This window comes from Delftia sp. (genome assembly GCF_059499305.1).
On the sequence record NZ_JCABYI010000009.1, the window covers coordinates 1 to 24,746 of the forward strand.

Consider the following 24,746-nt stretch of genomic DNA (forward strand, 5'->3'; position numbering starts at 1 on the left):
AACGGGGCTGTATTACAACCGGCATCGGTATTACGATCCGGTGGTGGGGAGTTATGTGAATCAGGATCCGATCGGGTTGGCAGGTGGGGTTAATAAAAGTATATACGCGACGAGTCCCATAATATTTACTGATCCTTTGGGATTGGCTCCTGTGAAAACTTGTGCAGAAAGAATTTTGCAAGCAGCGAAAAAACTAAACAATCAAGCAAGATATTCAAGTAAATCTAGCTATGGTTTTGGAGAGGATAAAAATAAATGCAACCTCTTTGTTCATGAAGTGCTCGAGGATGCAAGTGTTAAGTCACCTTCTCGTTACAAGTATGGGATTATACCAAGAGGCCCAATAAGTGCAGGAGATTGGGCTGATGAGAAAAATATCATACCAAATTTTGAAATAGTTAATTCACCAAAACCTGGGGATATTGTTGCAGTAGCATACCCTTACCCAGATGCGAGTGGGCACGTCGCAGTTGTCACGGAAAATAATACTACTATTGGTGCAGGATCAGAAAATGGGTCTCATTCAACCGGCTGGCCTTGGAATGGTGGTGCTCCTAAGGGAAATCCTGTCTACAGAAGATGCAAAGATTAATTAATGTGATTGAAAAATTTATCTATCTAACAATCGCGCTGTTTGTCATGCATATGGCGTCTTTGTTGATTTTCTTATTAATTCCGACGAAGATGGAGTTATCTGCCATCGAAGGTATGCGCATATCTAAAATATTTGAGAAATTAGGCGATCCACAGTATTCTCTTGAAGTTAAAGGTATTTTTGCCTGGCAAATAAATCATAAGATAATAAGGAATAATATAGAGATTAGAACTAGTGGGCTTGAGGTTGACTTGAATGCCTTCCCTAGATCAATAAAGATTGCAAATACATTGGGTGATCACACCCAGTATTTCAAGATTTCAAAATTTTCAAGATTCGATGAGATAAATGGAGGTTTCGTAAGAAAAACAATCATAACGGTATGGCCATACGGTGATTTCCTAATAAATAAAGAGATTATTGAAGCCAAAGATCAGAAGCCATCTTGATTTCTCAGTTGTCCAGATTCTTCGAATCAATGATTTGAAAAAGGTAGGATTCCAATCCATGCAGATCACTTGGCCATGTTGGACATTCACGACGGGCAGACCACAGAAATGCTGGCGGGCATGCCGCGTGATTTGTAGCAAGACGCTGCCCAACATCTGCGGCACACCAGTGGACCACGGCCTGCTGCCCGGCGCCCAAGGCCATGCTGGGTGAACAGGCCTGCTCAACGGCATGAAGGTAAAGCTGCAGAAACAGGAAAAAGAACAGCACGCCCGCATCGCCATCCACCACTACCAATGCGACCACCTGGGCACGCCCATGGCCCTGACCGACCAACGGGGGCTAGTCACCTGGGCGGCAAAGCTGGACCCCTTGGGGCAATGTGCTGCAGGAATACAACCCGCAGGGCATCCACCAGGCGATCCGGCTGCCGGGGCAGCACCATGACAGGGAAACGGGGCTGTATTACAACCGGCATCGGTATTACGATCCGGTGGTGGGGCGTTATGTCAATCAGGATCCGATTGGATTAAATGGAGGTATTCATATGAGCGAATACTGCCATTCGAATCCAATAAGTAATATCGACCCCGAGGGATTATTCTTCCTAAGTCTGACTACTTTTGAAGGAGCAAAAAGAGGAGTTGCTTTATCTGAAGCAATAAAAGCAGGGCAGCCATTCAGAGAAATAACTGCTCCAGCAATAATTGGTTCTGCTACTGCCCCATATATTGGTGCCATCGGAGTAGATGGCAACCGCAGGACTTGTTTCTTGCTACCGCTTACCTGGCACTCTATACCACTACACAACTAAAGAAGCCGCAAAAAAGATATCGCAGGATGGGGTTATTAATATTGGGAAAAAATTTGTATGGGAAAGGTGTTTATGCAACAAGGTTTAACAATCCGATTATCGCAAAAATACAAGGCGCAGCCAGCACTGAGGCAAAAATTGTGATCTGCAATACAGCAGGATTTAAACCAACGCCATTCCCAGGAACTTTTAGGACTGGCGGGACAACTGTTCCTGTTAAATAAATACAGATGATGAAAATAATAATTTCATATATCTTTGGATCTTTAATTTTTATGTTTTTTATATATTTCCCATGGAAAATTTATGGACAGGAAGGAATATTTTCTTATTATTTTTCATGGAGGATTGTTTTAATTCCAGTATACATATTGATTTCGTTGGTATGCATGGAGCATTTTTATAAATTAATTAATAAATTTAAATGAATTTAAATTACTCTACAAGAGTTTTTCCTTGATCTGCCCGACTTCTTCGGTCACTGACTTACAGGAAGATGAGCTCCAGTCTGCGAGGTTCCATGAAAATGACTTGATTTACTGAAATTAGTTGATAGCTCTGCTGGGCGGGGTTGCAGAGCACGCCATCAAAATACGGCAGGACACGCGAAAGGAAATAAAAGGACAGTAGGAGGTGCAACGAGGGCCATTTGCCATCCAGCGACTACGTGGGCACGCCACTGGCCGTAACGGACTCGAGCCACAAGCTGAATCGTTGAGGCAATGTGCAGCAAGAGTAAAAACCGCAGGGGATCCACTAGGCGATCCGGCTGCCGGGGCGGCACCATGACAGGAAGACGGGGCTGTATTACAACCGGCATCGGTATTACGATCCGGTGGTGGGGAGCTATATCAATCAGGATCCGATTGGATTGATGGGAGACAATAATCACTATATCTACCCTGTAAATCCCACGGGGTGGATAGATTCATTAGGCTTACAGCAAGCCTGCGTTGTTAATTTTCCAGATTATCCGGTTGAGTACGCCGAAGGTAAAACAAGCACATGGCTTGGTGGGCATAATGGTGTGTTGACATATGATACTTCAGGGAAGACACAATACTTTGAATACGGTAGATACAACCCAAATGCAAAAGGAATTATGGGCTCTAAACTACCCCAAGACGACGGAAACGTTCGGCAAACTCCAATGCCTAATCTAAAAATAGGCAAAGATGGTGTTCCAACAGATGAGTCCATGAAAAATCTGGAGGAGCAGCTTTCAAAGGGATCAGGCAAAGGGACTCCGGCAAAGTTAACCTGTAGTTCTGCCGATCCTAAAAAAGTTGCTGACTACGCAAAAGAAATTTCAGAAAATAAAGATAGAGAAAAATATAATTGGAATCCATTCAATTCCAATAACTACCGCTCTTTTGCAAGAGATGTCGCCAAAGCAGGTCAATAATTTTATGAAAATAAAAAAATCATTTATCTTGATAATTGCGCTAATTTTGGTGATTATTTATTTGGCATACTCGGTTGTCGATAAATCAATAACATTATCTTACTCAAATCAAGGCTGTGAATCAGCGCGTGCAGATATTGATAATGTAATTTCACTCATCGAGCGCGAATGGAGAGGAATGGATATGGAGCAGGTTGCATATAAGTTAAAGAATTCATCCATCAATAAAAAAGCAGTTAACCCTCAAATAAAAATGGAAAATGATATAATATGGTATAGTGATGTTAGATTTATCTTCTCTTCGGGTCGATTGGCAAAGGTTGAATATTGAAAAATGAGATTATGTTTATTGTGAAAATAAATTCCAAATTATATTGCCATCAATAGTAGTCATATAAATATTTACTTCTTCTTAATACAGCAACTTCCATGAAAACATTGGATGGTGGCTTTTTATTAAGTACTCATAGTTCAAGCGAAAATTTAAAGAATTTTTCAAATTTTTGCGCTTACTTGTTCTATTAAGTTCACCCTCGCTCATGCGATTAAGATGTACGGTCCCAGGAAGTCATGGTGCATCTTCAGCCTGGAACAGGAGAAAGCACTATGGCAATCCGCCTGCATGGCAGCGCCCGCACAACGCCGCGTATCCGCGCAGAGCTCCAGCTAGCGACCGGCTCCCATCGGTCCTTGGCCAAGCTCTACGGCATCAATCCCAAGACCGTGGCCAAGTGGCGTGCCCGCACCTCGGTGCTCTACGAGCCTATGGGTCCTCGGGACAGAGCAAGCCGGCATCTTTCTCAAGAGCAAGAACATCTGGCAATTGCGTTACGCAAGCAAGGGCATTTGTCGCTGGACGATCTCATGGGACAGCTCCTGGAGACAGCACCCAAGCTCAGCCGCAGCGCCTTGCATCGATGCCTGCAGCGTCACGGAATCAGCCGACAACCCGTAACGCACCTGCCACGAAGGCACGGAAAGTTTGAAGAAACGACGCTGGGCTTCGTGCACATCGACAGCGCTGAAATGAAGATCTCCAGTGGCAGACAGCACATGTTTGTCGCCATAGATCGCGTCACAAAATTCACGCATGTCGCGTTCTTTGACAGGGCCACGAAAGCCAATGCAGCACAGTTCCTTCGGCAGGTGCTTGTGGCCTCCCGTACCGCATACATACCGTTCTGACGGACAACGGCATGGCCTTTACGGGACAAGAACGCTTCAGAGGCGGCGTCACCGACACATGCATCGGTCACATCTTTGAACGCATCTGCAAGTTCAACGGTGTCGATAAAAGGCACACCAAGCCGTACCACCCCTGGACGAACGGCATGGCCGAGCACGAACCGGACCATCAAGGAATCCACGATAAAGGCGTACGAGTACGAGGGACTGGAGCAGCTACGGGAGCATGTCCAGGCCTTCGTTCAAAGCTACAACTTCGGCAAACACTTGAAGGCGCTCAGGTGGAAGACACCATTCCGGGCGATTTGCGAGGCATGGGAAAAAGATCCAAGCCGCTTTAGACTTCATCCGCACCATCTCACTGTGGGACTGAACATCTTAAGCCAGGAAATAGTACAACCGGGCGAGAATAGTGATCTAGGAAAAATTACAGAACAAGCTTGGAAAGATTTCAAAGGCAATAAAATCAATGCGTTCAAAATTACTTGCGGATGCGATTGGACTGATTTTCTTTCTTGCATTACCCATGCCGGCTTTCGCTTTTGCAACCGATGTGGTGTTGTATTATTTTTGGGCAATATCTTTCGTATTTTTGGTTTGCATTGTTGGATCTATATATTTTCATTCAACAAGGAAAGCAATATACGCATCAATTTGGATAATAAGCGTATTTTCCTCTGTTTATTGTGAAGTTCCAAGAAATATAAAAATGCTGGTGACGATTTATTTGCTCATTGGTCCGATAATTATTCTTGTGTTGATTTTTTGTAGAAGTAATAATAAGCAGCAGAGCGATAGAGAAAATAACACCTGACAAAGATCGTGAAAAATAATTTCCAAGATAGTACTGATGATGGTGGTGTATGGATCATAGAAAAAACTCTGGCGCGCTTAATGCAAGAAAAGACTGGTAAACTCCATGAAGATTAAATTGGTAATTATTATTTTAATCTTGCTGAGTGGATATTTTTTCTTCAGAAAAGATGGTTTTAATTATCATATAAATAAAGATTACGACTTTGTTTGTGTATTTCCGCCATATACGCCAAAATTAGTTGTTCTTGAAGATCTGAGAAAATATTCAAGTGATTTAAAGGATGATGTGGCGTACGAAGAATCAATGGACGATGGTGTTTTTACTTATTTCTTTATAAAAAATAGTGAAATAATTTCTTCTGGAGAAGAAATGGTGAGGAATAATTCGGTGGGTGAATATGGTTGTTTGGGTAGATGAAAATATTACCGCGATTTAACTTTCCTTGAAGTAAAGACTTGTGCCAATTACCATAGCCTTTTTTAACTAACACACTCGCACAGTTAAGCCAGTCTTTAAATATTGCATCCATTCTGGAGTGGGTGTGCACAGATTTTTTCTTTGCTGATGTTGGACTAGCTGTTGTTGCAAACAATAAATTGCTCTTTTTGGCCGGAGCGCTACTGTTATGCATGTTAAATTATCCAATAGTCACGGTAATTTTTGTGGCGGATGTAGATTGGTTAGGTTGTAAGGAATAGAGGCTTCACTGGAATTTTTGGGGTTTCATTCTTGGGTCTTGCGAAATAAGCGCTTGTTTTATGAGTATTGTATATATAAGCCCATGAAGAAAATAATAAAAGTATATTTCGGATCATTCGTTGTGGTTACACTTTTGGGACTTATTTTTCTTATTTCTTCAGTCGAAAATGAAAAGGAGAGCTTCTTCTCTTCCTATGATATGTTGGATGAAGATGGGCAAAGATATATCTCTTGGGTTCCTGTTTTTTTACCAAAAACTGCCTTTAATATCAGAATATATGCTGATGTGGAAACTAATCATTTTTATATGTTCTTTCAGTTGGAAAAAATTCAATCTATTGCTTTCCAGAAAAAGATGAATATGAAAGCATCAAAAAATGGAGTGGCGCTGCTTCAAAAAAAGGGCGCTGAGAAATTAAAATCAGGCTGGTGCGCTTTTCAGGATATTTCGAATGGATTTGGTGAAAATCTATATCTGGTGGGGAAAGTAAGCTCTAGTGAAGAAATTTATTATGTGACGAAGGCGACAACGGCTACTAATTTGAATTCGACTGAATACACTTCGGAAATGGCGAAGAAATATTGTGAGCATGGCGATTTCAAGCCTGAAATGCAATATCTGGACATCAGGTAATTGACGCGGGTGAATCTATAGGATGTGATTTTTGCCGTCAAAAGACCGCTTCAGCCTTGCATCGCTCCTACAAAAAAACGCTTGAATACGCACCCCATCCTCGCTGCCAAAGCACAGCACAGGCCTCATCGTGAATTAAATTCACAGATGGTGTTCCAGCAGACCGTCTAGTCCCGCGCAGCCCTTGAATCCATGATCCCGCCATCGACAGACATCGGATTCCTTGCATGCGGCAACTTTTTCCATCGCTTTCCACGGCCTCGGGCGCGGCCCTTCTGGCGCTTGTGATTTCCACGCCAGCCATGGCGGATTCGACGGTGCCGGCGGGTTCGGCTGAAGCCTCCAACTGGGCTGCCACGTGGCAGGCCAGCCCGCAGCCAGTCTGGGGGGCGGACTTCCTCTTTCCTACCAACCTGCCCGCCGTTCTGCAGGACCAGACCGTGCGCCAGGTGGCGCGCATCAGCCTGGGCGGGCCGCGCCTGCGCATCGTGCTGTCCAACGCCTATGGCGGCCAGCCTGTGACCGTGGGCAGGGCGACCGTGGCAAAGCCGTTGCCGGAGGGCGCCATTGACGCTGGCAGCCTGCAGGCCGTGACTTTTGGCGGCAGCGCGCAAGCCACCATTGCCGCAGGCGCATCCCTGGTCAGCGACCCTGTGGCCTTGCCTTTGGCGGCGCTGTCGCAGGTGGCCGTGAGCCTGTACCTGCCCGGCGCCATGCCTGTGCAGAGTTTTCACTGGGATGGGCGTCAGACCGGCTGGATCGTGGCGGGCGACCAGTCCGCGGCTGCGGCGCTGCGGACTTCGGCTCCTGGCACGCTCAGCAGCACGGCCCGCCCGCTGTTGGCGGGCATAGAGGTCGAGGCAGAAGCTGCGGCGCCGGTGGTGGCGGTGATGGGCGACTCCATCACCGACGGTGCCACGGCCAGCCTGGACAGGGACAGCCGCTGGCCGGATTTCCTGGCCGCGCGCCTTGCGCCGCACGGCGCGGCGGTGGTCAATGCCGGCATCTCGGGGGCGCGCCTGCTGTCCGATGGCATGGGCGAGCATGCCCTGGCGCGGCTGGAGCGTGATGTGCTGGCCCAGCCCGGTGTGCGCAGCCTCATCGTGCTGCTGGGCATCAACGATATTTCCTGGCCCGGCACGGCCTTTGCGCCGCGGGCGCAGCGCCCCACGCTGCAGGACATGGCAGAGGGCTATCGCCAGCTGGTTGCCAGGGCGCGCAGCCACGGCCTGCGCGTGATCGGCGCCACCTTGCCGCCTTTCGAGGGCGCCTTGCCAGGCACGCCGCTGGACGACTACTACCAGGACGGCAAGGACGACCTGCGGCGGCAGGTGAATGCATGGATACGGTTGGGCGGCGCCTTCGATGCCGTCATCGACTTCGACGCCGTGCTGCGCGACAGCGCCCACCCGGCACGCATGGCGGCGCGCTTCGACTCGGGCGACCACCTGCATCCTGGCGACGAAGGCAACCGCGCCATGGCCAAAGCGGTAGACCTGAACGCCATATTGCCCGGCCTGCCGCAGCGCTAGTGCGTCGCGGCGGCGGGGGCTGGCTTCCATATAAAATGCAAATGGTTCTCATTTGTCATACGTCCCCGGCGTGCCTGCGCCCTGGGGCACAGGGAGGGGTACTGTGGCCGCCGCCGAGTTTGCGCTTCAGCAACAAGTCGAAATTCTCTACACCGATCACCACGGCTGGCTGCGCGGCCTGCTGCGCCGCAAGCTGGGCAATGCCTTTGATGCGGCCGATCTGGCGCACGACGTCTACCTGCAGTTGCTGCGCACGGGCCGCGTTCCCCCGGCCGATGAGCGCCGCCGCCATCTCACCCAGATCGCCAATGGCTTGGTGATCGACCTGTACCGGCGCCGCCGCGTGGAGGCGGCCTACCTTGAAGCCCTGGCCCTGCTGCCCGAGCAGATGGCTCCCTCCGAGGAAGCCCGCGCCCTGGCGCTGGAGGCGCTGGTGGAGATCGATGCCGCGCTGAACGGCCTGCCGCCCAAGGCGCGCAAGGCCCTGCTGCTGTGCAAGCTCGACGGCATGGCCTACCGAGATATCGCGGCCGAGCTGGGCGTGTCCGTGTCCTCGGTGGAGAAATACATCGCTGCCGGCCTGCTGGCCTGCTACCAGGCGCTGCACGGCGCCGTGTGCTGAGTGGCCGGCATGTCTTCATCTCCGGCATCGGCTGCGTCAGCCGCATCCGCTGACGCCTGCGCAACTGCGTCCGCCAGCGAGCCGCTGGAGCCGGCCATCGTCCAGCGCGCCGCCGAATGGATGGCACGCCTGTGGGCTGACGACGCCAACGACGAAGACCGCGCCGCCTGCGCCCGCTGGCGTGCCGAGCATCCGCGGCACGAGCTGGCCTGGAGCCGGCTGCAGGCCTTTGACGACAAGCTGCGCAGCGTGCCCGGCGGCATTGCACGGCATACGCTGGCGGACACCTCCGCTGCGTCGCCGGCGCCCCGGGGCCGCCGCCGTGCCATGCAGTTGCTGGGCCTCATGGCCACGGCCGGAGGCATTGCCCATGTGGTGCGCGGCACCGATGCATGGCAGGTCGCCGCCGCCAGCCATGGCACGGCGCGTGGTGAAGTCCGAGAGATCACGCTGCCGGATGGCACGCAGGTGGTGCTGGCCTCGGCCTCGGCCATCGACCTGCGCTTTGACGAGGCCGAGCGCCTGATCCTGCTGCGCGCCGGCGAAATCCTCGTCACCACCGCGCCCGATCCGCAAAGCACACCCCGCCCGCTGCGCGTGCGCTCGCGCCACGGCACGGTGCAGGCCCTGGGCACGCGCTTCACGCTGCGCCAGGAAGAAGAGCATTCACGCGTGGCCGTGTTCGAGGGCGCGGTGGAGGTGCGTCCTGCCAGGGCGCCGGGCCAGGTGGTGCGCGTGGATGCGGGGCAGGGCGCCGTCTTCACTGGCGAGCAGGCCCGGGCTCCGGTGCCTGCGCAGGAAAGTGCCGCCGCCTGGGCGCGCGGCGTGCTGGTGGCCGACAACATGCCGCTGGGCGAGCTGGTGGCCGAACTGGCGCGCTACCGCACAGGCCTGCTGCGCTGCGACCCACAGGTGGCAGGCCTGCGCGTCACGGGCGTGTTCTCGTTGCGCGACACCGACCGCGCCCTGCACAACCTGGCCCTGGGCCTGCCCGTGCAGGTGGTCTCGCGCACGCGCTACTGGGTCACGGTGCAGGCGGCGGGCTGAGGCTTCTTTCATCGCGGCGCCTTCCCCGTCTCTCGGAATCCGTTACCGGCTGATTCAACTTTCTGCCCCTGGGGATTGAGGGTTTGGCGTTCTCGTTCGGAAGACAGGCAAGAGCCCTTGTTTTCTGTTCTTTTCTGTTCCGCCATGCCTTCCAGGAGAACCCATGCACTCACCCGAGGCCGATGACGCCCAGGCCGGCCCCGGCCCCATTGCGCAGACGCTGCAGCCCATCCGCGCGCAGCTTGTTCTTGCCGCGCTGCTGTCGTTTGCGGGCGCCGTGCTGGCGCTGGCGCCGCTGGCCGGCATCGCCCACATCGCGCGGCTGGCGCTGGCCGATGGCGGCATGGTGGCGGCAGATGCCTGGCGCGTCATCGCGCTGTGCCTTGTCTGCCTGTTCGCGGGCATGGCCCTGGTGTCGGCGGGCGAGCTGGTTGCCCATCTGACCGACAACCGCCTCACCCACGGGCTGCGCCTGTCGGCCATGCAGCGGCTGGCGCGTGTGCCGCTGGGCTGGTTCACCGAGCGGGCCTCGGGCCAGGTCAAGCAGGCCATGCAGGACGACGTGGCCACCCTGCACGAGCTGACCGCGCACTTCTACACCACGGTGGGGCGCGGCGCGGGCACGGTGGCCGCTTCTGCGGTCTACCTGGTGGCCATGGACTGGCGCATGGCCCTGGTCTCGGCGCTGCCGTTCGGCATCTTCTTTCTGGTGATGCGCCATGCCATGCAGGCCAGCGGCGCCCACATGCCGGCCTTTGGCGCGGGACTGGCGCGCATCAACAACGCGGTGGTGGAGTTTGTGCACGGTATTCCCGTGGTCAAGGCCTTTGGTGCCAGCGGGCGCGCCCATGGCAGCTACCGCGAGTCCGTCGATGGCTTTACCGATGCCTTCCTAGGCTTTGCGCGTCCGCTGGTGTCGGCGCGCGCCAATGCCAATGCGCTGATCGCGCCCGTGGCCGTGCTGGGGATGGTGCTGGCCTTTGGCACGCTGTTCACGGCCCTGGGCTGGATGGCGCCCGTGGACGTGCTGCCCTTTGCCCTGGTGGCGCCGGGCATCAGCGCGCCGCTGCAGCTGCTCAGCTTCAACCTGCATGCGCTCAACCACGCCACGGGCGCCGCCCAGCGCGTGCAGGCGCTGCTGCGCACGCCCGTGCTGGAGCAACCGGCCGCCGATCAATGCAGGCTGCCCCAAGGCTGCGAAGTCCGCTTCGAAGGCGTGGGCCATGCCTACGAGGCGGGGCATGACGTTCTCAAGGGCATGGATTTCACGCTCAGGCCCGGCACGGTGACCGCCGTGGTCGGTGCCTCGGGCGCGGGCAAGTCCACGCTCGCCCGGCTGTTGCTGCGCTTCTTCGACCCGAACGAAGGGCGCATCACGCTGGGCGGGGTGGACCTGCGGCAGATCGAGACCCGGCAGCTGTACCGCCACCTGGCCTTTGTGTTGCAGGACGTGCGCCTGGTGCATGCCAGCGTGCGCGAGAACATCGCACTGGGCCGGCCCTCGGCCAGCGCGCAGGAGGTGGAAGAGGCGGCGCGCGCCGCCCACATCCATGAACGCATCCTGGCGCTGCCGCGCGGCTATGACTCGGTGATCGGCGAAGACGCCCAGCTGTCCGGGGGCGAACAGCAGCGCCTGAGCATTGCGCGCGCCGTGCTGCTGGATGCGCCCGTGCTGGTGCTGGACGAGCCCACGGCCGCTGCCGATGCCGAGAGCGAGGCTGCCATTCAGGAAGCCCTGTCGCGCCTGGCCGCCGGACGCACCCTGCTGGTCATCGCCCACCGGCTGGACACCGTCATGCATGCGGACCAGATCCTGGTGGTGGAAGGCGGAGCCATCCTCGAGCGCGGCCGCCATGCCGAGCTGCTGGCGCTGGGCGGACGCTACGCACGGCTGTGGGCGCTGGGCGGGTACGAATCACAGCCCTCCCAATCCCTGCCTTCCACCCCCGCCCTGGCCCCGGAGCTGCCCCCATGCTGAAGACCCTGATGCAACTGCTGGGCGACGACGCCCGGCTTTTCCGCCGCTATGCCTGCATGGCCGTGCTGCATGGCCTGCTCAGCGGCCTGGTTGTCACCGCTCTTGTGCCCGTGCTGTCGAGCCTGCTGGCAGGCGATACGCGCGGCGCCGCAGCCTGGCTGGCCGTGCTGCTGGCGGGCGTGGTGCTGTGCTGGGCCTGGCAGCGCCAGGTGGAAAAAGCCGGCCTGGGCCTGGGCGCCGCCGTGCTGCGCGTGGCGCGCCATCGGCTTGGCGACCATGTGGCCCGCCTGCCCGTGGGATGGTTCACCCCCGAGAACACGGCCCGGCTCAACCACGTTGTCTCGCAGGGAATGATGGAGGTGGCCCAGCTGCCGGCCCATGTGTTCACGCCCGTGTTCAGCGGCGCCGTGGCGCCCGTTGCCGTGGTGGCCGCGCTGTGTGCCATGGACTGGCGCATGGGCCTGATTGCACTGCTGGCGCTGCCGCTGCTGGCCGGCGTGCTGCTGGTCACCGCGCACCTGGGCCGCCGTGCCGACGAACGCCTGCAGCGCAGCATGGCCGGCGCCAGCCAGCGCATGGTGGAGTTTGCCCAGGCGCAGTCCGTGCTGCGCGCCTTCAATGGCGAAGGCGGCGGCACGCGCTGGCTGGAGCAGGCCCTGGGCCGGCAGCGCGCATCGGGCGCGCAATCCATTCGCCTGGCGGCGCTGTCGGGCGTGCTCAACGGCTGGGCCGTGCAGGCCGTGTTTGCGGCCCTGCTGGTGGCCGGCGCGCTGTGGCTGGACGAGCGCCTGGGCGGCGTTGCAGCACAGGGCATGGGCATGGGAATGGAAGCCGCCATCCCCGTGATCGTGGCCCTGCTGCTGGCCTGCCGCCATGTCGATCCGCTGCTGGAGGTGGCCGGCTACGCCGACTCGCTGCGCGCTGCGCGCGTGCAGCTCGATGCCGTGCGCGACATCCTCGCGGTCCAGCCGCTGCCCGAGCCTGCCGTGCCCCAGGCGCCGCGCGATGCCTCGGTGGAGCTGCGCGATGTGGTGTTCCGCTACGCGCCGGGCCAGCCCGAGGTGCTGCGCGGCCTGAGCCTGCGCGTGGAGCCGGGCTCGATGACGGCGCTGGTGGGGGCCTCGGGCTCTGGCAAGTCGTCCGTGCTGCGGCTGGTCGCACGCTTTTTCGATGTGCAGCAGGGCAGCGTTCTGGTGGGCGGCATCGACGTGCGCCAGATCGCGGGCGAGCGGCTGGCCGGGCAGATCAGCCAGATCTTCCAGGACAGCTACCTTTTCCAGGGCTCCATTGCCGACAACATCCGCATGGGCCGCCCGCAGGCCAGCGATGCCGATGTGATGGAAGCGGCCCGCCAGGCCGGCGTGGCCGAAATCATCGAGCGCCTGCCGCAGGGCCTGGACACGCCGGTGGGCGAGGGCGGGGCGCGCCTGTCGGGCGGCGAGCGCCAGCGCATCGCCATCGCGCGTGCGCTCATCAAGGATGCGCCCATTTTGCTGATCGACGAGGCCACGGCCGCGCTGGATGCCGAGAACCAGGCCGCCATCGCCCAGGCGCTGGCGCGGCTGCGCGGCCGGCGCACGCTGATCGTGATTGCCCACCAGCTGTCCACCGTGGCCATGGCCGACCAGATCATCGTGCTGGACCAGGGCCGCGTCAGCGAGCAGGGCACGCCGCAGCAGCTGGCACAGGCGCAAGGCCTGTATGCGCGCTTTCTGGCGCGGCGGCACGCCGCCAAGGGCTGGCGCATTGCGGGAACGCGCACGGTAGCGGGCACGGGCACGGGCACGGGCACGGGTGAGGACCTCCGTTGAGCGAGCCTGCGAAGCCAAAGACCGGGACGCAGGTCCCGCGCCTGGCGCCGTGGCTGCTGCCGTTTGCCGCGCTGTGCTGCGCGTCCGTGCTCACCGGCGCGCGGCAGGTGGAATGGGGGCAACTGCTGTCGCTGTCGGGCGATGCCTGGCTCACCCTCACGGCCAGCCGCCTGCCGCGCCTGGCAGCGCTGGTGCTCACGGGGGTGGGGCTGTCGGTGTGCGGCGTCGTGCTGCAGCAGATCGTGCAGAACCGCTTTGTGGAGCCTGCTACCTGCGGCGGTCTGGACGCGGCCAAGCTGGGCATTCTGGTGTCGCTGACGGTGGCGCCCGCCTCGGCCTTTACCTCGGGCGCGTGGGGCGTGGCCTGGCGCATGGTGTTCGCGCTGGTGTTCTGCCTGGGCGCCAGCCTGCTGTACGTGGCCATCATCCGCCGCATGCGCCTGCGCAACCTGGTGCTGGTGCCCGTGGTCGGCCTGATGTACGGCAGCGTGCTCAGCGCCATTGCCGAGTTCCATGCCTTCCGCCACAACCTGCTGCAAAGCATGCAGGGCTGGCTGCTGGGCGACTTCTCGCGCGTCGTGCAGGGCCACTACGAGATCATCTACCTCATCGTGCCCATCGTGGTGCTGACCTATGCGTTTGCGCACCGCTTCACCGTGCTGGGCATGGGCGAGGGCATGGCCACCAGCCTGGGGCTGAGCTATCCGGCGCTGGCCACGCTGGGCCTGGTGCTGGTGGCGGTCACCGTCTCGGCCACGGTCATCACCGTGGGCGCCATTCCCTTCGTGGGCCTGGTCATTCCCAACCTGGTGGCCATGCGATGCGGCGAGAACCTGGGCCGCACCCTGCCCATCGTCGCGCTCAGCGGCGCCTCGCTGCTGCTGGCCTGTGACATCGTGGGCCGGCTGATCATGCACCCCTTCGAGGTGCCGATCGGCCTGACGGCGGGCAGCGTGGGCGGCGTGCTTTTCCTCGTGCTCATCCTGCGCAGAAGGCCGTGATGCGCAAGGCCTTGCCTCACACCACCGCATGGATTGCGGCTGTCGTGGTTGCCGTGGTTGCCGTCGCGCTGGCGGCCTGCTTCGTGCTGCTGGGCTCGGGGCTGGACTTCGGCTACGTCATTGCACGGCGGCTGACGCGGCTGTCGGCCATCGTCATCGGCGGCATCTGCATTGCGCTGTCGTCCATCGTCTTCCAGACGCTTGCGGGCAACCGCATCCTCACCCCCGCCATCATGGGCTACGAGGCGGTCTACCTGCTGCTGCAGGCGCTGCTGGTGCTGGCCATGGGCATGCAAAGCCTGGTGGTGCTGGGCCCCAGCGGCAACTTCTGGCTGTCGGTGGCCTGCATGCTGGGCTACTCCTGGGCCCTGCACCGCTGGCTGCTGGGCGGGGGCCGCGACAACGTGTACTTCCTGCTGCTGCTGGGCCTGGTGCTGGGCATGGTGATAGGCACCTTCACGCAGTTCGTGCAGCTGCGCATCAGCCCGGGCGAATTCTCGGTGCTGCAGGGCTACAGCTACACCTCGTTCAACCGCGCCCGGCCCGCGCAGCTGCTGTGGTCGGCACTGATCGTGGCCGTGGCCTGCGTGATCGTGCGGCGCAGCCTGCCCGTGCTGGACGTGCTGGCCCTGGGGCGCGAGCAGGCCATCTCGCTGGGCGTGCACTACCAGCGCCAGCTGCGCCTGCAGCTGGCGCTGATTGCCGCGCTGGTGGCGGTGTCCACCAGCCTGCTGGGGCCCACGGCCTTCATGGGCATCTTCGTGGCCCACATCAGCTATGCGCTGGCGGGCACGGCGCGCCACCGGGTCACGCTGCCGCTGGGCTGCGCCGTGGCCGTGGCCATCTTCCTCGCGGCGCAGCTGGCGGTGGAGCATGTCTTCAACTACCGCACCTCGGTGGGCATCCTGGTCAACCTGGTATGCGGCAGCTACTTCCTCGCGCTCATGGTGCGCGGGTGCGGGCGGGCCTGAGCCGGCCCCGGCCTCCCAAAAACACCCAACGCAATGCATCCCATTTTTCAGGAGAGAAAGCCCGTGACCCGTCTGTTCCGCGTTCCCCATCACGCTCCCATGTTGGCCCTGGCTGCTGCCCTGGCCCTGTCGGCCTGCGACCGGCCCGCCAACCCGTCGGCACAGGCCGCAGCGCCGCAGGCGGCGGGCGCCGGCGAGTTCAAGCCCGTCACCGTGCAGCACCAGCTGGGCACGACGGTGGTGGAGCGCCCGCCGCAGCGCGTGGCCGCGCTGGACATGAACGAGGCCGACTTCCTCGACCAGCTCGGCGTGCCCATTGCCGGCATGCCCAAGGACTTCGTGCCCCACTTCCTGGCCCGGTACAAGGACGATGCCAACGTGCAGGACCTGGGCTCCATCGTCCAACCCAACCTGGAGCGCGTGCATGCGCTCAAGCCCGACCTGGTGCTGATCTCGCCCATCCAGGCCAGCGCCTACCAGGAGCTTTCGGGCTTTGCGCCCACGGTGCATTTCGACGTGGACTTCAGGAACAGCGGCACCCGGCACCTGGACACCGTGCGCGATCACCTGCTGACCTTGGGCCGCATCTTCGGCAAGCAGGACCTGGCGCGCGCCAAGGCCGCCGAGATGGACGACAAGGTGGCCCAGGCCCGGCGCGCCACCGAAGGGCGCAAGGAGACGGCCCTCATCGTCATGCACAACAACGGCGCCTTCACCTCGTTCGGGCCGCAGTCGCGCTACGGCTTTGTCTTCAACGCGCTGGGCGTCAGGCCCGCCAGCACGGCGGCCGAGGCCGACCTGCACGGCCAGCCCATCTCCAGCGAATTCATCCAGCAGGCCAACCCGGACATCCTCTACGTGATCGACCGCACGGCCATCATGCAGCGCCGCCCGGGCATGGATGCTGCCGGCATGGACAACCCGCTGCTGCGCCAGACCAGCGCCTGGAAGAACAACCGCGTGGTCTTCGTCGATTCCGAGGCCTGGTACGTCACGGCGGCCAGCGTGACCTCGGTGAAGCTCATGGTCGATGACGTGCTCAAGGGCTACGGCGATGCGCCGGCAGCGGGCGCGGGCCCGGTGGCCGCTGCGGTTGCAAATTGATCGCATTCTCGATTGAGGGTTTGGCTTTCTCGTTCGGAAGACAAGGTGAAACACCCAACGCCTACCCGAATCGAAAGGAGTCCCGCATGGCACTACGCCATCCATCCCGCCCCGCGCACAACGGCGCATCGCGCCCCCTGCCGCACCCGGCCTTTGCCTGCAGGCACACGGCCATCGCCGTGCACATGCTCTGCATGGCGGGCCTGGCACTGGGGGGCCTGGCCGTGGCCATGCCGTCCGCGCTGGCGCAGGCGGCTGCCCAGGGGGCCGCATCTGGAGCCGCCTCCGGGGCGGCACCCGGCGAGGCCCGCCGCGCCTTCAGCATCCCGGCCGGCCCGCTGGGCCAGGCGCTCAACGCCTTTGCCGCATCGGCCGGCGTGGAGCTGACGGTGGATTCCAGCCTGCTGCAAGGCCGCAGCAGCGCAGGCCTGTCGGGCAGCTACAGCGTGGCCGAAGGCTTTGCCGAGCTGCTGCGCGGCCAGGGCCTGCGCGCCCTGCGCGAAGCCAACGGCAGCTACACCCTGGGCCGCGACCGCAACGCGGCAGCGCCCGTGGACGGCGGCGTGCTCATGCCTGCCGTCACCGTGCGCGCACAGGCTCAGCAGGCGCCGGAAGCCTATGCCGGCGGCCAGGTCTCCACGGGCGGCCGCATGGGCCTGCTGGGCGACAAGGACTTCATGGAGACGCCCTTCAACACCATCAGCTACACCGAGAAATTCATCGCTGATCGCCAGGCCCGCGACATCACCGACGTGATCTCCGCCGCTGACCCCACCGTGTTCAGCACGGGCATGACCGGCATCATCAGCGAGAACTACTCCATTCGCGGCTTCAGCTCCAGCATTGGCGATGTGACCTTTGGCGGGCTGTTCGGCGTGGCGCCGTTCTACCGCGCATCGCCAGAAATGTTCGAGCGCGTGGACGTGCTCAAGGGCCCCTCGGCCCTGCTCAACGGCATGCCGCCCGGCGGCTCGGTGGGCGGCACGGTCAACCTCGTGCCCAAGCGCGCGGGCGACGAGCCGCTGACACGGCTGACCACCTCCTTCATGTCCGATGCGCAACTGGGCGCCCACATCGACCTGGGCCGGCGGTTCGGCGAGCGCAAGCAGTTCGGCATCCGCTTCAACGGCGTGCTGCGCGACGGCGACGGCGCCGTGAACCACCAGGAAAAAGAGACCCGGCTGGCCTCGCTGGGCCTGGACTGGCGCGGCGACCGTGCCCGCCTGTCGGCCGACCTGTACAGCAGCGAGGACCGCACCGACGGCCTGAACCGCGGCATCAACCTGGCCGCAGGCCTGCCCGTGCCCAGGCCGCCCAAGGCCGACACCCTGCTCAACCCCAGCTGGGCCTTCTACGACACCAAGGACAAGGGCGCCATGGTGCGCGGCGAACTCGACCTGGGCGACCGCGTCACGGCCTATGCCGCCGTGGGCACCAGCAAGACCCGGTACCGCTCCACGGGCGCCTATCTGATCCAGGTCTTCAACACGGCCGGCGACTACCGCACCAACCTGGCCGACCTGGGCTTCGAGATGGACAAGAAGTCGGCCGAAGCCGGCCTCAAGGGCAAGTTCAACACGGCCGGCGTGGGCCACCAGTGGGCGCTCAACGCCACCTACTACACGCATACCGACAAGCAGTTCGGCCGCCGCAACGTGCTGGCCCAGGACTGGATCACCAACATCTACCACCCCATCTGGGGCCCGGCCACCAGCTTCAACGCCCCCCCTATCTCGCGCACCGAACTGCGGCTGACCAGCATCGGCGTGGCCGACACCCTGTCTTTTGCGCAGGACCGCGTGCAGCTCACCCTGGGCCTGCGCCGCCAGCAGGTGCTCAGCGACACCTTCAACGTGGCCACGGGCGCGCGCACCTCGCGCTATGACGAAGGCGCCACCACGCCGGCCGCCGCGCTGCTGGTGAAGGCCAGCGAGCGTGTCTCGGTCTACGCCAACTACATCGAAGGCTTGAGCCAGGGCGCCACCGCCCCCATGACGGCGGCCAACGCGGGCGAAGTGTTCGCGCCCTACAAGTCCCGGCAAAAGGAGCTGGGCCTGAAGCTGGACCTGGGCGACTTCGCCCACACCTTCAGCCTCTATGAGATCCAGCGGCCCAACGGCTACACCGATCCCGTCTCCAACGTCTTCTCCTTCGGCGGCGAGCAGCGCAACCGGGGCGTGGAATGGGGCTTCTTCGGCAACGTGGCCACGGGCGTGCGCCTGATGGGCGGCATTGCCTACGTACAGCCCAAGCTCACCCGCACGGCAGGCGGCGTGAACCAGGGCAAGCTGGCGGCGGGCGTGCCCAGGCTGCAGGGCAAGCTGGGCGTGGAGTGGGACCTGCCCGCCGTGCAGGGCCTGACGCTGACGGCCAACGCCACCACGGCGTCCAGGCAGTACATCAATGCCGACAACTCGCTGTCCGTACCGGGCCGCACCGTGTTCGACATCGGCGCGCGCTACGTGACCACGGCGGCCGGCCATCCGCTCACGCTGCGCGGCAGCATCACCAACGTGGCCAACAAGGCCTACTGGGCCACGCCGCTGTGGACCAGCCTCGGGCTGGGCGCACCGCGCACCTTCATGCTGTCGGCCACGGTTGATTTCTGAGCGATGACAGGGCGGCTTGCCTTCCATCAAGCCGCACCGAGCCTGCGCTGCCGCCCTGCGGGCTATAAACTAGCCCGGTCGGGCGGCAAAGCGTGCCAGCCCCCTTGCCCTCCCGCCGTATACCAGGATGACAGACGCCTATGGACAGCCGCAATGACAGCATGGACCTGAGCGACGACAGCGTTTTCGAGAGCGCTGCGGAGTTGTTCCGTGCCATGGCGGCGCCCGTGCGCCTGAAGATCATCAGCGTGTTGTGCAATGGCGAGAAGAACGTGACCGAGCTGCTCGCCAGCATCGCCACCACGCAGCCCAACATGTCCCAGCACCTGAACACGCTGTACCAGGCCGGCGTGCTGGGCCGGCGCCGTGAAGGCGTCAGCATCTACTATTTCATCGCCAACGAGCAGGCTGCGCAGATGTGCTGCGCCATCTGCACCCAGGTCGCCATCGAGCAGGGCTGAGTGCCGCAGCCTGGCAGGGGCGACTCGGCTAGGATGCCATCCATGCCGCCCACACCCACCCTGGTCCAGCCCCTGCCGCTCGATGCCGACGGCATCCTCGCGCTGGCAGCGCGCTCCATGTTCCAGCTGTTCTCCACCATGAGCCAGGGCATGTTCCTGGCCGACAGGGCGGGGCGCATCGTCTGGGTCAACGAGGGCTACCAGCGCTTCCTGCCCGACCTGGGCGTGGCCTCGGTGGATGAGTTCCTGGGCCACATGGTCGAGGACGTCATCCCCAACACCCGCATGCGCCGCGTGCTGGAAACCGGCGAGCCCGTGCTCATCGACCTGCTCACCAACCGCGCCGGCACCTTCGTGGTCAGCCGCATCCCGCTCAAGGACGATGCGGGCGCGGTCATCGGCGCCATCGGCATCGTGCTGTTCGACCAGCCGGAGACCACGCTGCAGCCCCTGATCAGCAAGTTCGCCGTTCTGCAACGCGACCTGGACGAGGCCCGGCGCGAGCTGGCCGCCCAGCGCAACCGCAGCCTGCGCGTGGCCGTGCAGGGCGAGCGCCGCGCCAAGTACAGCTTTGCCAGCTTTGTCGGCAGCAGCCCGGCGGCCGTGGAGGTCAAGCGCCAGGCGCGCCGCGCGGCCCAGTCGCTCAGCCCCGTGCTGCTGCTGGGCGAGACCGGCACCGGCAAGGAGCTGCTGGCCCATGCCATCCACGCCGCATCGGCCCGCAGCGGCGGCCCCTTCGTCACCGTCAACATCGCCGCCGTGCCGGACGCCTTGCTGGAGGCCGAATTCTTCGGCGTCACCCCCGGCGCCTTCACCGGCGCCGACCGCAAGCCGCGCGACGGCAAATTCAGGCTGGCCGACGGCGGCACGCTGTTCCTCGACGAAATCGGCGACATGCCCCTGAACCTGCAGGCCAAGCTGCTGCGCGCGCTGCAGGAAGGCGAGATCGAACCGCTGGGCTCCAACCAGCTCGTGCGCTTTGACGTGCGCGTGGTCGCCGCCACCTCGCGCGACCTGCCGCAGATGGTGCGCGACGGCCGCTTCAGGGAAGACCTCTTTTACCGCCTGCACGTGCTGCCCATCCGCGTGCCCCCGCTGCGCGAACGCAGGCGCGACATCCCGGCACTGGTCGAAGTCCTCTCCGAAGAACTGGCCCTGCGCAACGACATGCCCCCGCCCGAACTGCTGCCCGACGCCCTGGCCCTGCTGGCCGGCCAGACCTGGCGCGGCAACATCCGCGAACTGCGCAACGTGCTGGAGCAGGCCGCCATGCGCAGCGAAGACACCGCCATCAACGCAGAGCAACTGCGCGAAGTGCTGCGCTCATCCGGCGTGGAACCCGCCGCCCCCGCGCCCGGCCCAGAGACTGCACCCGCCCCGTCCTCTGCCCACAACAGCCCCGCCGACACCGACCTGCTGCGCCCCCTGGCCCAGCAGGTGGCCGAGCTGGAGCGCAAGGCCATCACCGCCACCCTGGCCGCCAACAGCGGCAACAAACTGGCCACGGCGCGCCAGCTGGGCATCTCGCGGGCCACGCTGTATGACCGGATGGCGGTGCTGGAGCTGCAGGGCTGAGTCACCCGCCGCCTGCAAGCCGTACCGTCGCCAGGTATCGGAGCGATGCTTTGCTGGCATGCCCATACCGCTTGCTGCCCGATGAATATTCGGCGTTCAGAGCTTTCTTGGCGTGCTTCTGGGCAACCGGGGTCTGTAGGTTCCACGGCGCAATTGCGGTGGTGAGAGTCCTAGGGAAGTTGCAATAGATGCTTCTTGCGGCATGGTGATGGGAGTACTACTTTGGCTGATAGGCACGGCCCCCGTTTGCCACCCACAATCTATGGCTCATTCCATAGTAGCCAATGACTCCTTGCGTCATCTGCTTTTTTGCGGCATCCGTGCCGTGCATCCGGTAGATGTTTCTGATGTGCTCGGCCTCGCGGATGTATTGGCTTTCCATGGCGGCATTGAGGGATGGGCGCAAGGGAATTCTTGCAGCAGGTAGCTCGTCTAGCATGGACCTGATCGAGGTCAGGAGATGTTGGTGCTCCACCAATTGTTCAGGCACTGGGTGGCCGCATGCTGCCAGTGCCAAGTCGACGATCCGGCTTGCGTATGGAAGGCTGGGGCGGCGGTCCTCCAGCATGGCGCGGTATTCAGGGGCTGGGGCCAGCGCCGCTAGGAGTGCACCCCAGTTGGACTCTCGCCAGCCGTAGCAAAAAAGCAGATCGTGTAGCAGCGATCTGTCAAAGGCATTGAGGCTGGTGCGAAGAAAATACAGCGAGTCCAGCGGCTCGCAGCGTACTTCGGGGTACAAGGACAGGAACTTGCGGTAGGTGCTGCCCCCGTGGTGGATCGTCTTGAGCAGACGAAGAATTCCACCATTGCTGATCTGCAGGGTTTGAAAAGGTGCAATGCTGATGAATCCAAGGGCATCGCCTGCGAAATAGCGTGGCGTCATGTCATGGGAATGGCTCTGGGGTAAAAATAAATCATCCTCAGGAGATAATTTTGTGAAAATTAAATATAGTAAAAAATGGATATTTATCATCCTGGGGATGGTAGTGTTTACGGTATTGCTTTTGCTGTTCATGATACCAAAGAAACAAGGTGAGAGCATCAGCCCGCGCGGTGTTTACAGGGTTGAGTACTATTACGTGCCATTAGCCCAGAAACTGATTTATCACCATATGAAAATGCCCATGACTGTGCGTCTTTATGAAGTAAAAACAGGTAGACTTATTTCTGAAAGCGCTGTGGTGGATCTTTGGCTGAATGGCTCAATATATTGGTATCTTGAACCGCCAATGAATAGCATCATGGTGGGAAATGATGTGATATTTGAAAATATTCCAAGGGAGTGCCAAGATTGCCCAAGATTAACTCTTGAGCAAATGACAAATTAGGTCATCGTTGCCAGTAGATACGGACTACCGCCCACAACACATCCCGCTGCGCCGCCGTCACCACATCCAGTCAGCTCTAGTCCCCTGCTCTGAGCTGCACCTGCCAGCGCGGCATCAGCGCGTGCAGAGCCAGCGCCACATCTTCCGGCCCCGGCCGCAAGGGCATGCCTGGCGGCAGATCCACCGACTGCCACATCTCCCGCCGCAGCACGGCAGCGCAGCGCAGCGCCGCACACACCACCAGGCGCCATGCGGATCGGCCCTGCCCGCATCCGGCTGCCCCGACCAACAGGCCCGGCCCGATGGCGCGCGGGCGGCGTACTTCCAGCGTGCGGCGAAGCGCAGGCCGGGGGTGAAGTGGTGGGTGATGTGCATGGAATAAGGGCAAGCGTGCATTCACAGAAACGATCAATCGCCATTGCATCGTTGGAATCGCTTCTTGTTAACACCCTTTGGTGTAATTCGTGGGCTCAAGTACACCCATGAGCGACACGTCAAATATCCGTTGTGCGAACTTGAATGCCTTTTGCCTGCGCTTGGGCAGGACCAGTCGGAAGGGCGACAACTCGGGCTCCCCTTTGGAGTTGATCAATCGACTTGGCCGGACATCGAGTTATTGGTCTGATCGCTTGAGAGGGAGAAAGCCAATAGGCGCGAAGCTGGCGCGGGAGATAGAAGAGGCGCTGAACCTGCCGAAATATTCCCTTGACGGGGATGAAGAACACAGCGACTTCGTTCAGGTCTCGCAGCTCAGCATTGGCGTGTCCGAAGAGCCGGATGAAGAGAGCACCCTTATGGCGGAGCTTGGCGCCTTGCAGTTCCGGCGCGATTTTTTGCGGTCAGTCGGTGTCAGTGCTGTGAATGCCGCCCTGGTTCATGTGGCAGGAACCAGCATGGAGCCAACGATCCGGGATGGGGCCGTGCTCTTGCTCAATCGTGCGGATGGAACGCCGCGCCGTAGCAGCGTCTATGCATTCGCGTGGGAAGGGCAGATGCTTGTGCGGCGCTTTCAGCGGGTGGGCGATGTTTGGCATGCAGTGGCTGACAACGCTGATAAAAGCGAGCACCCGGATATCGTCATTGCCGGGAAGGCAGAGGGCCTGGTGCAGAGGCATATGGGTTGGGGCCAAGCTCTGAGTCTGTCGTTGCTTGGTGGCTGACTCTTTCATCCGTCGCGGACACTTGAATGCTTTGTGCATGCGTTTGGGATATGGCAGTCGCAGAGCCAAGCGCTTGGCTCTCCCTTGGAACTGATCAACCGGCTTGGCCGGTCGCCCAGCTTTTGTAAATCACCGTCTCGCGACATTGCTGTCATTGAGCAACCGCACCCGCTGCGGCGAGAATGGCATCATGCCGACAGAACGGAGTGACATATGACAAGCCGGATATTGACGGTTGGACTTCTTGCGACGCTGTGCGTTGCGACAGCACAGGCACAGACCCCGCCGGACCTTGCCGATCTTGTCGGCGCGCGCGGCGCCGGCGGGGAAACCCAGATGCAGGCACGTGGCTACCAGCAGGTGCGCGCCACCCGCGTGCGGGAACAATCCTGGACCTTCTGGTGGAGCGACGCGCAGCGTGCCTGCGTGGCGATTTCCACCGACGATGGTCGCTACGCGTCGATCAACCGCATCCCTGAGCAGAACTGTCGTCCTGGAGGCGTGGCAGGCGACATACCGCCGCGCCCGCACCAGCCGGACGCGCTCACACTCATCTGTTACGGTCAGGGCGAGCATGCAGTATTCTCCAGCCACTCGGGCTACGAGTGGAACGACAGGCGCAAGCACTACGAGCCCACGCAGCGCGTGGAGTCTGCGAACGAGCAGTTCCAGACCGGCGTGCAGTTCGAGTTCCGCGATGGCCGGGGACGCATCCACCTGAGCGACAAGATGATTCCGCCCCTGAATTCCGGCGGCGTCGACGGTTGGTGGCAGCTGGAGGATGTGCAGATGTCGCCCGACCGCATCACGGCGCGCTATCAGGTCAACGGCCTCAACAGGCTCAGCGTGAACATCGACCGGCGTACCGGCATGGTCGAGATCAAGGACAAGCCCGGCTTCGTCGGCAAATGCGACCAGGGAGACTGGGGCGCGGGCCGCAAGTTCTGA

24 protein-coding genes and 1 pseudogene are annotated in these 24,746 nt (G+C 60.6%); 23 read left to right on the top strand and 2 right to left on the bottom strand.

Annotated elements, in window-relative coordinates; translation table 11 throughout:
* Both AC5I49_RS06055 and AC5I49_RS06060 read left to right on the top strand, forming a co-directional pair.
* Positions 1–592: RHS repeat-associated core domain-containing protein (locus AC5I49_RS06055; protein ID WP_495788989.1), on the top strand; the 592-nt coding region annotated here is incomplete at its 5' end.
* A gap of 5 nt (positions 593–597) precedes the next feature.
* Positions 598–1,044 (top strand): hypothetical protein, encoded by a 447-nt coding sequence (locus tag AC5I49_RS06060; RefSeq protein WP_495788990.1) that lies wholly within the window; start codon positions 598–600, stop codon positions 1,042–1,044.
* 4 nt (positions 1,045–1,048) lie between these two features.
* On the opposite strand, the gene AC5I49_RS06065 is transcribed toward AC5I49_RS06060, so the two are convergent.
* Positions 1,049–1,351: a hypothetical protein gene (locus AC5I49_RS06065; RefSeq protein ID WP_156815058.1), complete on the bottom strand. Its 303-nt coding sequence runs from the start codon at positions 1,349–1,351 to the stop codon at positions 1,049–1,051.
* Here AC5I49_RS06065 and AC5I49_RS06070 point away from each other — a divergent pair.
* The 18 genes and pseudogenes from AC5I49_RS06070 (at position 1,277) to AC5I49_RS06155 (ending at position 21,310) form a co-directional block, all read left to right on the top strand.
* A complete protein-coding gene (locus tag AC5I49_RS06070) occupies positions 1,277–1,492 on the top strand; it encodes an RHS domain-containing protein (protein WP_415829817.1) in 216 nt (71 codons plus the stop codon). The genes AC5I49_RS06065 and AC5I49_RS06070 overlap by 75 nt on opposite strands.
* Positions 1,428–1,859, top strand: a complete 432-nt coding sequence (locus AC5I49_RS06075) for an RHS repeat-associated core domain-containing protein (protein WP_495788991.1) — start codon at positions 1,428–1,430, stop codon at positions 1,857–1,859. Before AC5I49_RS06070 ends, AC5I49_RS06075 begins: the two co-directional genes overlap by 65 nt.
* A gap of 769 nt (positions 1,860–2,628) precedes the next feature.
* Positions 2,629–3,264 carry an RHS repeat domain-containing protein gene (locus AC5I49_RS06080; RefSeq protein ID WP_495789171.1) on the top strand — a complete coding sequence of 212 codons (636 nt, stop codon included), beginning with the start codon at positions 2,629–2,631 and terminating at the stop codon, positions 3,262–3,264.
* Positions 3,265–3,268: 4 nt separating this feature from the next.
* Complete coding sequence (locus AC5I49_RS06085; protein WP_495788992.1) at positions 3,269–3,595, top strand: Imm58 family immunity protein; 327 nt, start codon at positions 3,269–3,271, stop codon at positions 3,593–3,595.
* 275 nt (positions 3,596–3,870) lie between these two features.
* Positions 3,871–4,818 (top strand): annotated as a pseudogene (locus tag AC5I49_RS06090) (integrase core domain-containing protein); the annotation flags it as partial.
* A gap of 550 nt (positions 4,819–5,368) precedes the next feature.
* Positions 5,369–5,683: a hypothetical protein gene (locus AC5I49_RS06095; RefSeq protein WP_495788993.1), complete on the top strand. Its 315-nt coding sequence runs from the start codon at positions 5,369–5,371 to the stop codon at positions 5,681–5,683.
* A gap of 364 nt (positions 5,684–6,047) precedes the next feature.
* The gene (locus tag AC5I49_RS06100) at positions 6,048–6,599 is read left to right on the top strand and encodes a YbbD-related protein (protein WP_495788994.1); all 552 of its coding nucleotides are present in this window, start codon (positions 6,048–6,050) and stop codon (positions 6,597–6,599) included.
* A gap of 227 nt (positions 6,600–6,826) precedes the next feature.
* Positions 6,827–8,131: an SGNH/GDSL hydrolase family protein gene (locus AC5I49_RS06105; protein ID WP_495788995.1), complete on the top strand. Its 1,305-nt coding sequence runs from the start codon at positions 6,827–6,829 to the stop codon at positions 8,129–8,131.
* 103 nt (positions 8,132–8,234) lie between these two features.
* Positions 8,235–8,753, top strand: a complete 519-nt coding sequence (locus tag AC5I49_RS06110; RefSeq protein ID WP_016449637.1) for a sigma-70 family RNA polymerase sigma factor — start codon at positions 8,235–8,237, stop codon at positions 8,751–8,753.
* A gap of 9 nt (positions 8,754–8,762) precedes the next feature.
* Positions 8,763–9,800, top strand: coding sequence for a FecR domain-containing protein (locus tag AC5I49_RS06115; RefSeq protein WP_495788996.1), 1,038 nt, complete (start codon positions 8,763–8,765; stop codon positions 9,798–9,800).
* Positions 9,801–9,963: 163 nt separating this feature from the next.
* On the top strand, positions 9,964–11,778 hold the full coding sequence (locus AC5I49_RS06120) for an ABC transporter ATP-binding protein (protein ID WP_495788997.1): 1,815 nt from the start codon (positions 9,964–9,966) through the stop codon (positions 11,776–11,778).
* Complete coding sequence (locus AC5I49_RS06125; protein ID WP_495788998.1) at positions 11,772–13,589, top strand: ABC transporter ATP-binding protein; 1,818 nt, start codon at positions 11,772–11,774, stop codon at positions 13,587–13,589. Before AC5I49_RS06120 ends, AC5I49_RS06125 begins: the two co-directional genes overlap by 7 nt.
* The gene (locus AC5I49_RS06130) at positions 13,586–14,590 is read left to right on the top strand and encodes an ABC transporter permease (protein WP_043792727.1); all 1,005 of its coding nucleotides are present in this window, start codon (positions 13,586–13,588) and stop codon (positions 14,588–14,590) included. Before AC5I49_RS06125 ends, AC5I49_RS06130 begins: the two co-directional genes overlap by 4 nt.
* On the top strand, positions 14,590–15,561 hold the full coding sequence (locus AC5I49_RS06135; protein ID WP_495788999.1) for an iron chelate uptake ABC transporter family permease subunit: 972 nt from the start codon (positions 14,590–14,592) through the stop codon (positions 15,559–15,561). Before AC5I49_RS06130 ends, AC5I49_RS06135 begins: the two co-directional genes overlap by 1 nt.
* Before the next feature lie 63 nt (positions 15,562–15,624).
* Positions 15,625–16,665 (top strand): siderophore ABC transporter substrate-binding protein, encoded by a 1,041-nt coding sequence (locus AC5I49_RS06140; protein ID WP_154834836.1) that lies wholly within the window; start codon positions 15,625–15,627, stop codon positions 16,663–16,665.
* Positions 16,666–16,751: 86 nt separating this feature from the next.
* On the top strand, positions 16,752–19,274 hold the full coding sequence (locus AC5I49_RS06145; protein WP_313284273.1) for a TonB-dependent siderophore receptor: 2,523 nt from the start codon (positions 16,752–16,754) through the stop codon (positions 19,272–19,274).
* A 140-nt stretch (positions 19,275–19,414) separates the two neighbouring features.
* Entirely contained in the window at positions 19,415–19,735 is a 321-nt protein-coding gene (locus tag AC5I49_RS06150; protein WP_016449629.1) for an ArsR/SmtB family transcription factor, read from the top strand.
* Between the two features lie 42 nt (positions 19,736–19,777).
* Positions 19,778–21,310 carry a sigma-54 interaction domain-containing protein gene (locus tag AC5I49_RS06155; protein WP_074923840.1) on the top strand — a complete coding sequence of 511 codons (1,533 nt, stop codon included), beginning with the start codon at positions 19,778–19,780 and terminating at the stop codon, positions 21,308–21,310.
* Positions 21,311–21,527: 217 nt separating this feature from the next.
* Here the strand turns inward: AC5I49_RS06155 and AC5I49_RS06160 are convergent, their stop codons facing one another.
* Entirely contained in the window at positions 21,528–22,193 is a 666-nt protein-coding gene (locus tag AC5I49_RS06160) for a hypothetical protein (protein ID WP_016454040.1), read from the bottom strand.
* On the opposite strand from AC5I49_RS06160, the gene AC5I49_RS06165 reads away from it, so the two are divergent.
* The 3 genes from AC5I49_RS06165 to AC5I49_RS06175 all read left to right on the top strand — a co-directional run bounded on the left by AC5I49_RS06165 (position 22,192) and on the right by AC5I49_RS06175 (position 24,746).
* Positions 22,192–22,638, top strand: coding sequence for a hypothetical protein (locus AC5I49_RS06165; protein WP_495789000.1), 447 nt, complete (start codon positions 22,192–22,194; stop codon positions 22,636–22,638). The genes AC5I49_RS06160 and AC5I49_RS06165 overlap by 2 nt on opposite strands.
* Positions 22,639–23,120: 482 nt before the next feature.
* Positions 23,121–23,798 (top strand): S24 family peptidase, encoded by a 678-nt coding sequence (locus AC5I49_RS06170; RefSeq protein ID WP_473210642.1) that lies wholly within the window; start codon positions 23,121–23,123, stop codon positions 23,796–23,798.
* Between the two features lie 213 nt (positions 23,799–24,011).
* Positions 24,012–24,746: a hypothetical protein gene (locus tag AC5I49_RS06175; RefSeq protein ID WP_016449620.1), complete on the top strand. Its 735-nt coding sequence runs from the start codon at positions 24,012–24,014 to the stop codon at positions 24,744–24,746.

Coding starts and splice junctions, on each gene's coding strand:
- AC5I49_RS06070 (WP_415829817.1), top strand. CDS start 1,277: ATGAAGGTAAAGCTGCAGAAACAGGAAAAAGAACAGCACGCCCGCATC.
- AC5I49_RS06085 (WP_495788992.1), top strand. CDS start 3,269: ATGAAAATAAAAAAATCATTTATCTTGATAATTGCGCTAATTTTGGTG.
- AC5I49_RS06095 (WP_495788993.1), top strand. CDS start 5,369: ATGAAGATTAAATTGGTAATTATTATTTTAATCTTGCTGAGTGGATAT.
- AC5I49_RS06100 (WP_495788994.1), top strand. CDS start 6,048: ATGAAGAAAATAATAAAAGTATATTTCGGATCATTCGTTGTGGTTACA.
- AC5I49_RS06105 (WP_495788995.1), top strand. CDS start 6,827: ATGCGGCAACTTTTTCCATCGCTTTCCACGGCCTCGGGCGCGGCCCTT.
- AC5I49_RS06115 (WP_495788996.1), top strand. CDS start 8,763: ATGTCTTCATCTCCGGCATCGGCTGCGTCAGCCGCATCCGCTGACGCC.
- AC5I49_RS06120 (WP_495788997.1), top strand. CDS start 9,964: ATGCACTCACCCGAGGCCGATGACGCCCAGGCCGGCCCCGGCCCCATT.
- AC5I49_RS06125 (WP_495788998.1), top strand. CDS start 11,772: ATGCTGAAGACCCTGATGCAACTGCTGGGCGACGACGCCCGGCTTTTC.
- AC5I49_RS06135 (WP_495788999.1), top strand. CDS start 14,590: ATGCGCAAGGCCTTGCCTCACACCACCGCATGGATTGCGGCTGTCGTG.
- AC5I49_RS06145 (WP_313284273.1), top strand. CDS start 16,752: ATGGCACTACGCCATCCATCCCGCCCCGCGCACAACGGCGCATCGCGC.
- AC5I49_RS06150 (WP_016449629.1), top strand. CDS start 19,415: ATGGACAGCCGCAATGACAGCATGGACCTGAGCGACGACAGCGTTTTC.
- AC5I49_RS06155 (WP_074923840.1), top strand. CDS start 19,778: ATGCCGCCCACACCCACCCTGGTCCAGCCCCTGCCGCTCGATGCCGAC.
- AC5I49_RS06165 (WP_495789000.1), top strand. CDS start 22,192: ATGTCATGGGAATGGCTCTGGGGTAAAAATAAATCATCCTCAGGAGAT.
- AC5I49_RS06160 (WP_016454040.1), bottom strand. CDS start 22,193: ATGACGCCACGCTATTTCGCAGGCGATGCCCTTGGATTCATCAGCATT.
- AC5I49_RS06170 (WP_473210642.1), top strand. CDS start 23,121: ATGAGCGACACGTCAAATATCCGTTGTGCGAACTTGAATGCCTTTTGC.
- AC5I49_RS06175 (WP_016449620.1), top strand. CDS start 24,012: ATGACAAGCCGGATATTGACGGTTGGACTTCTTGCGACGCTGTGCGTT.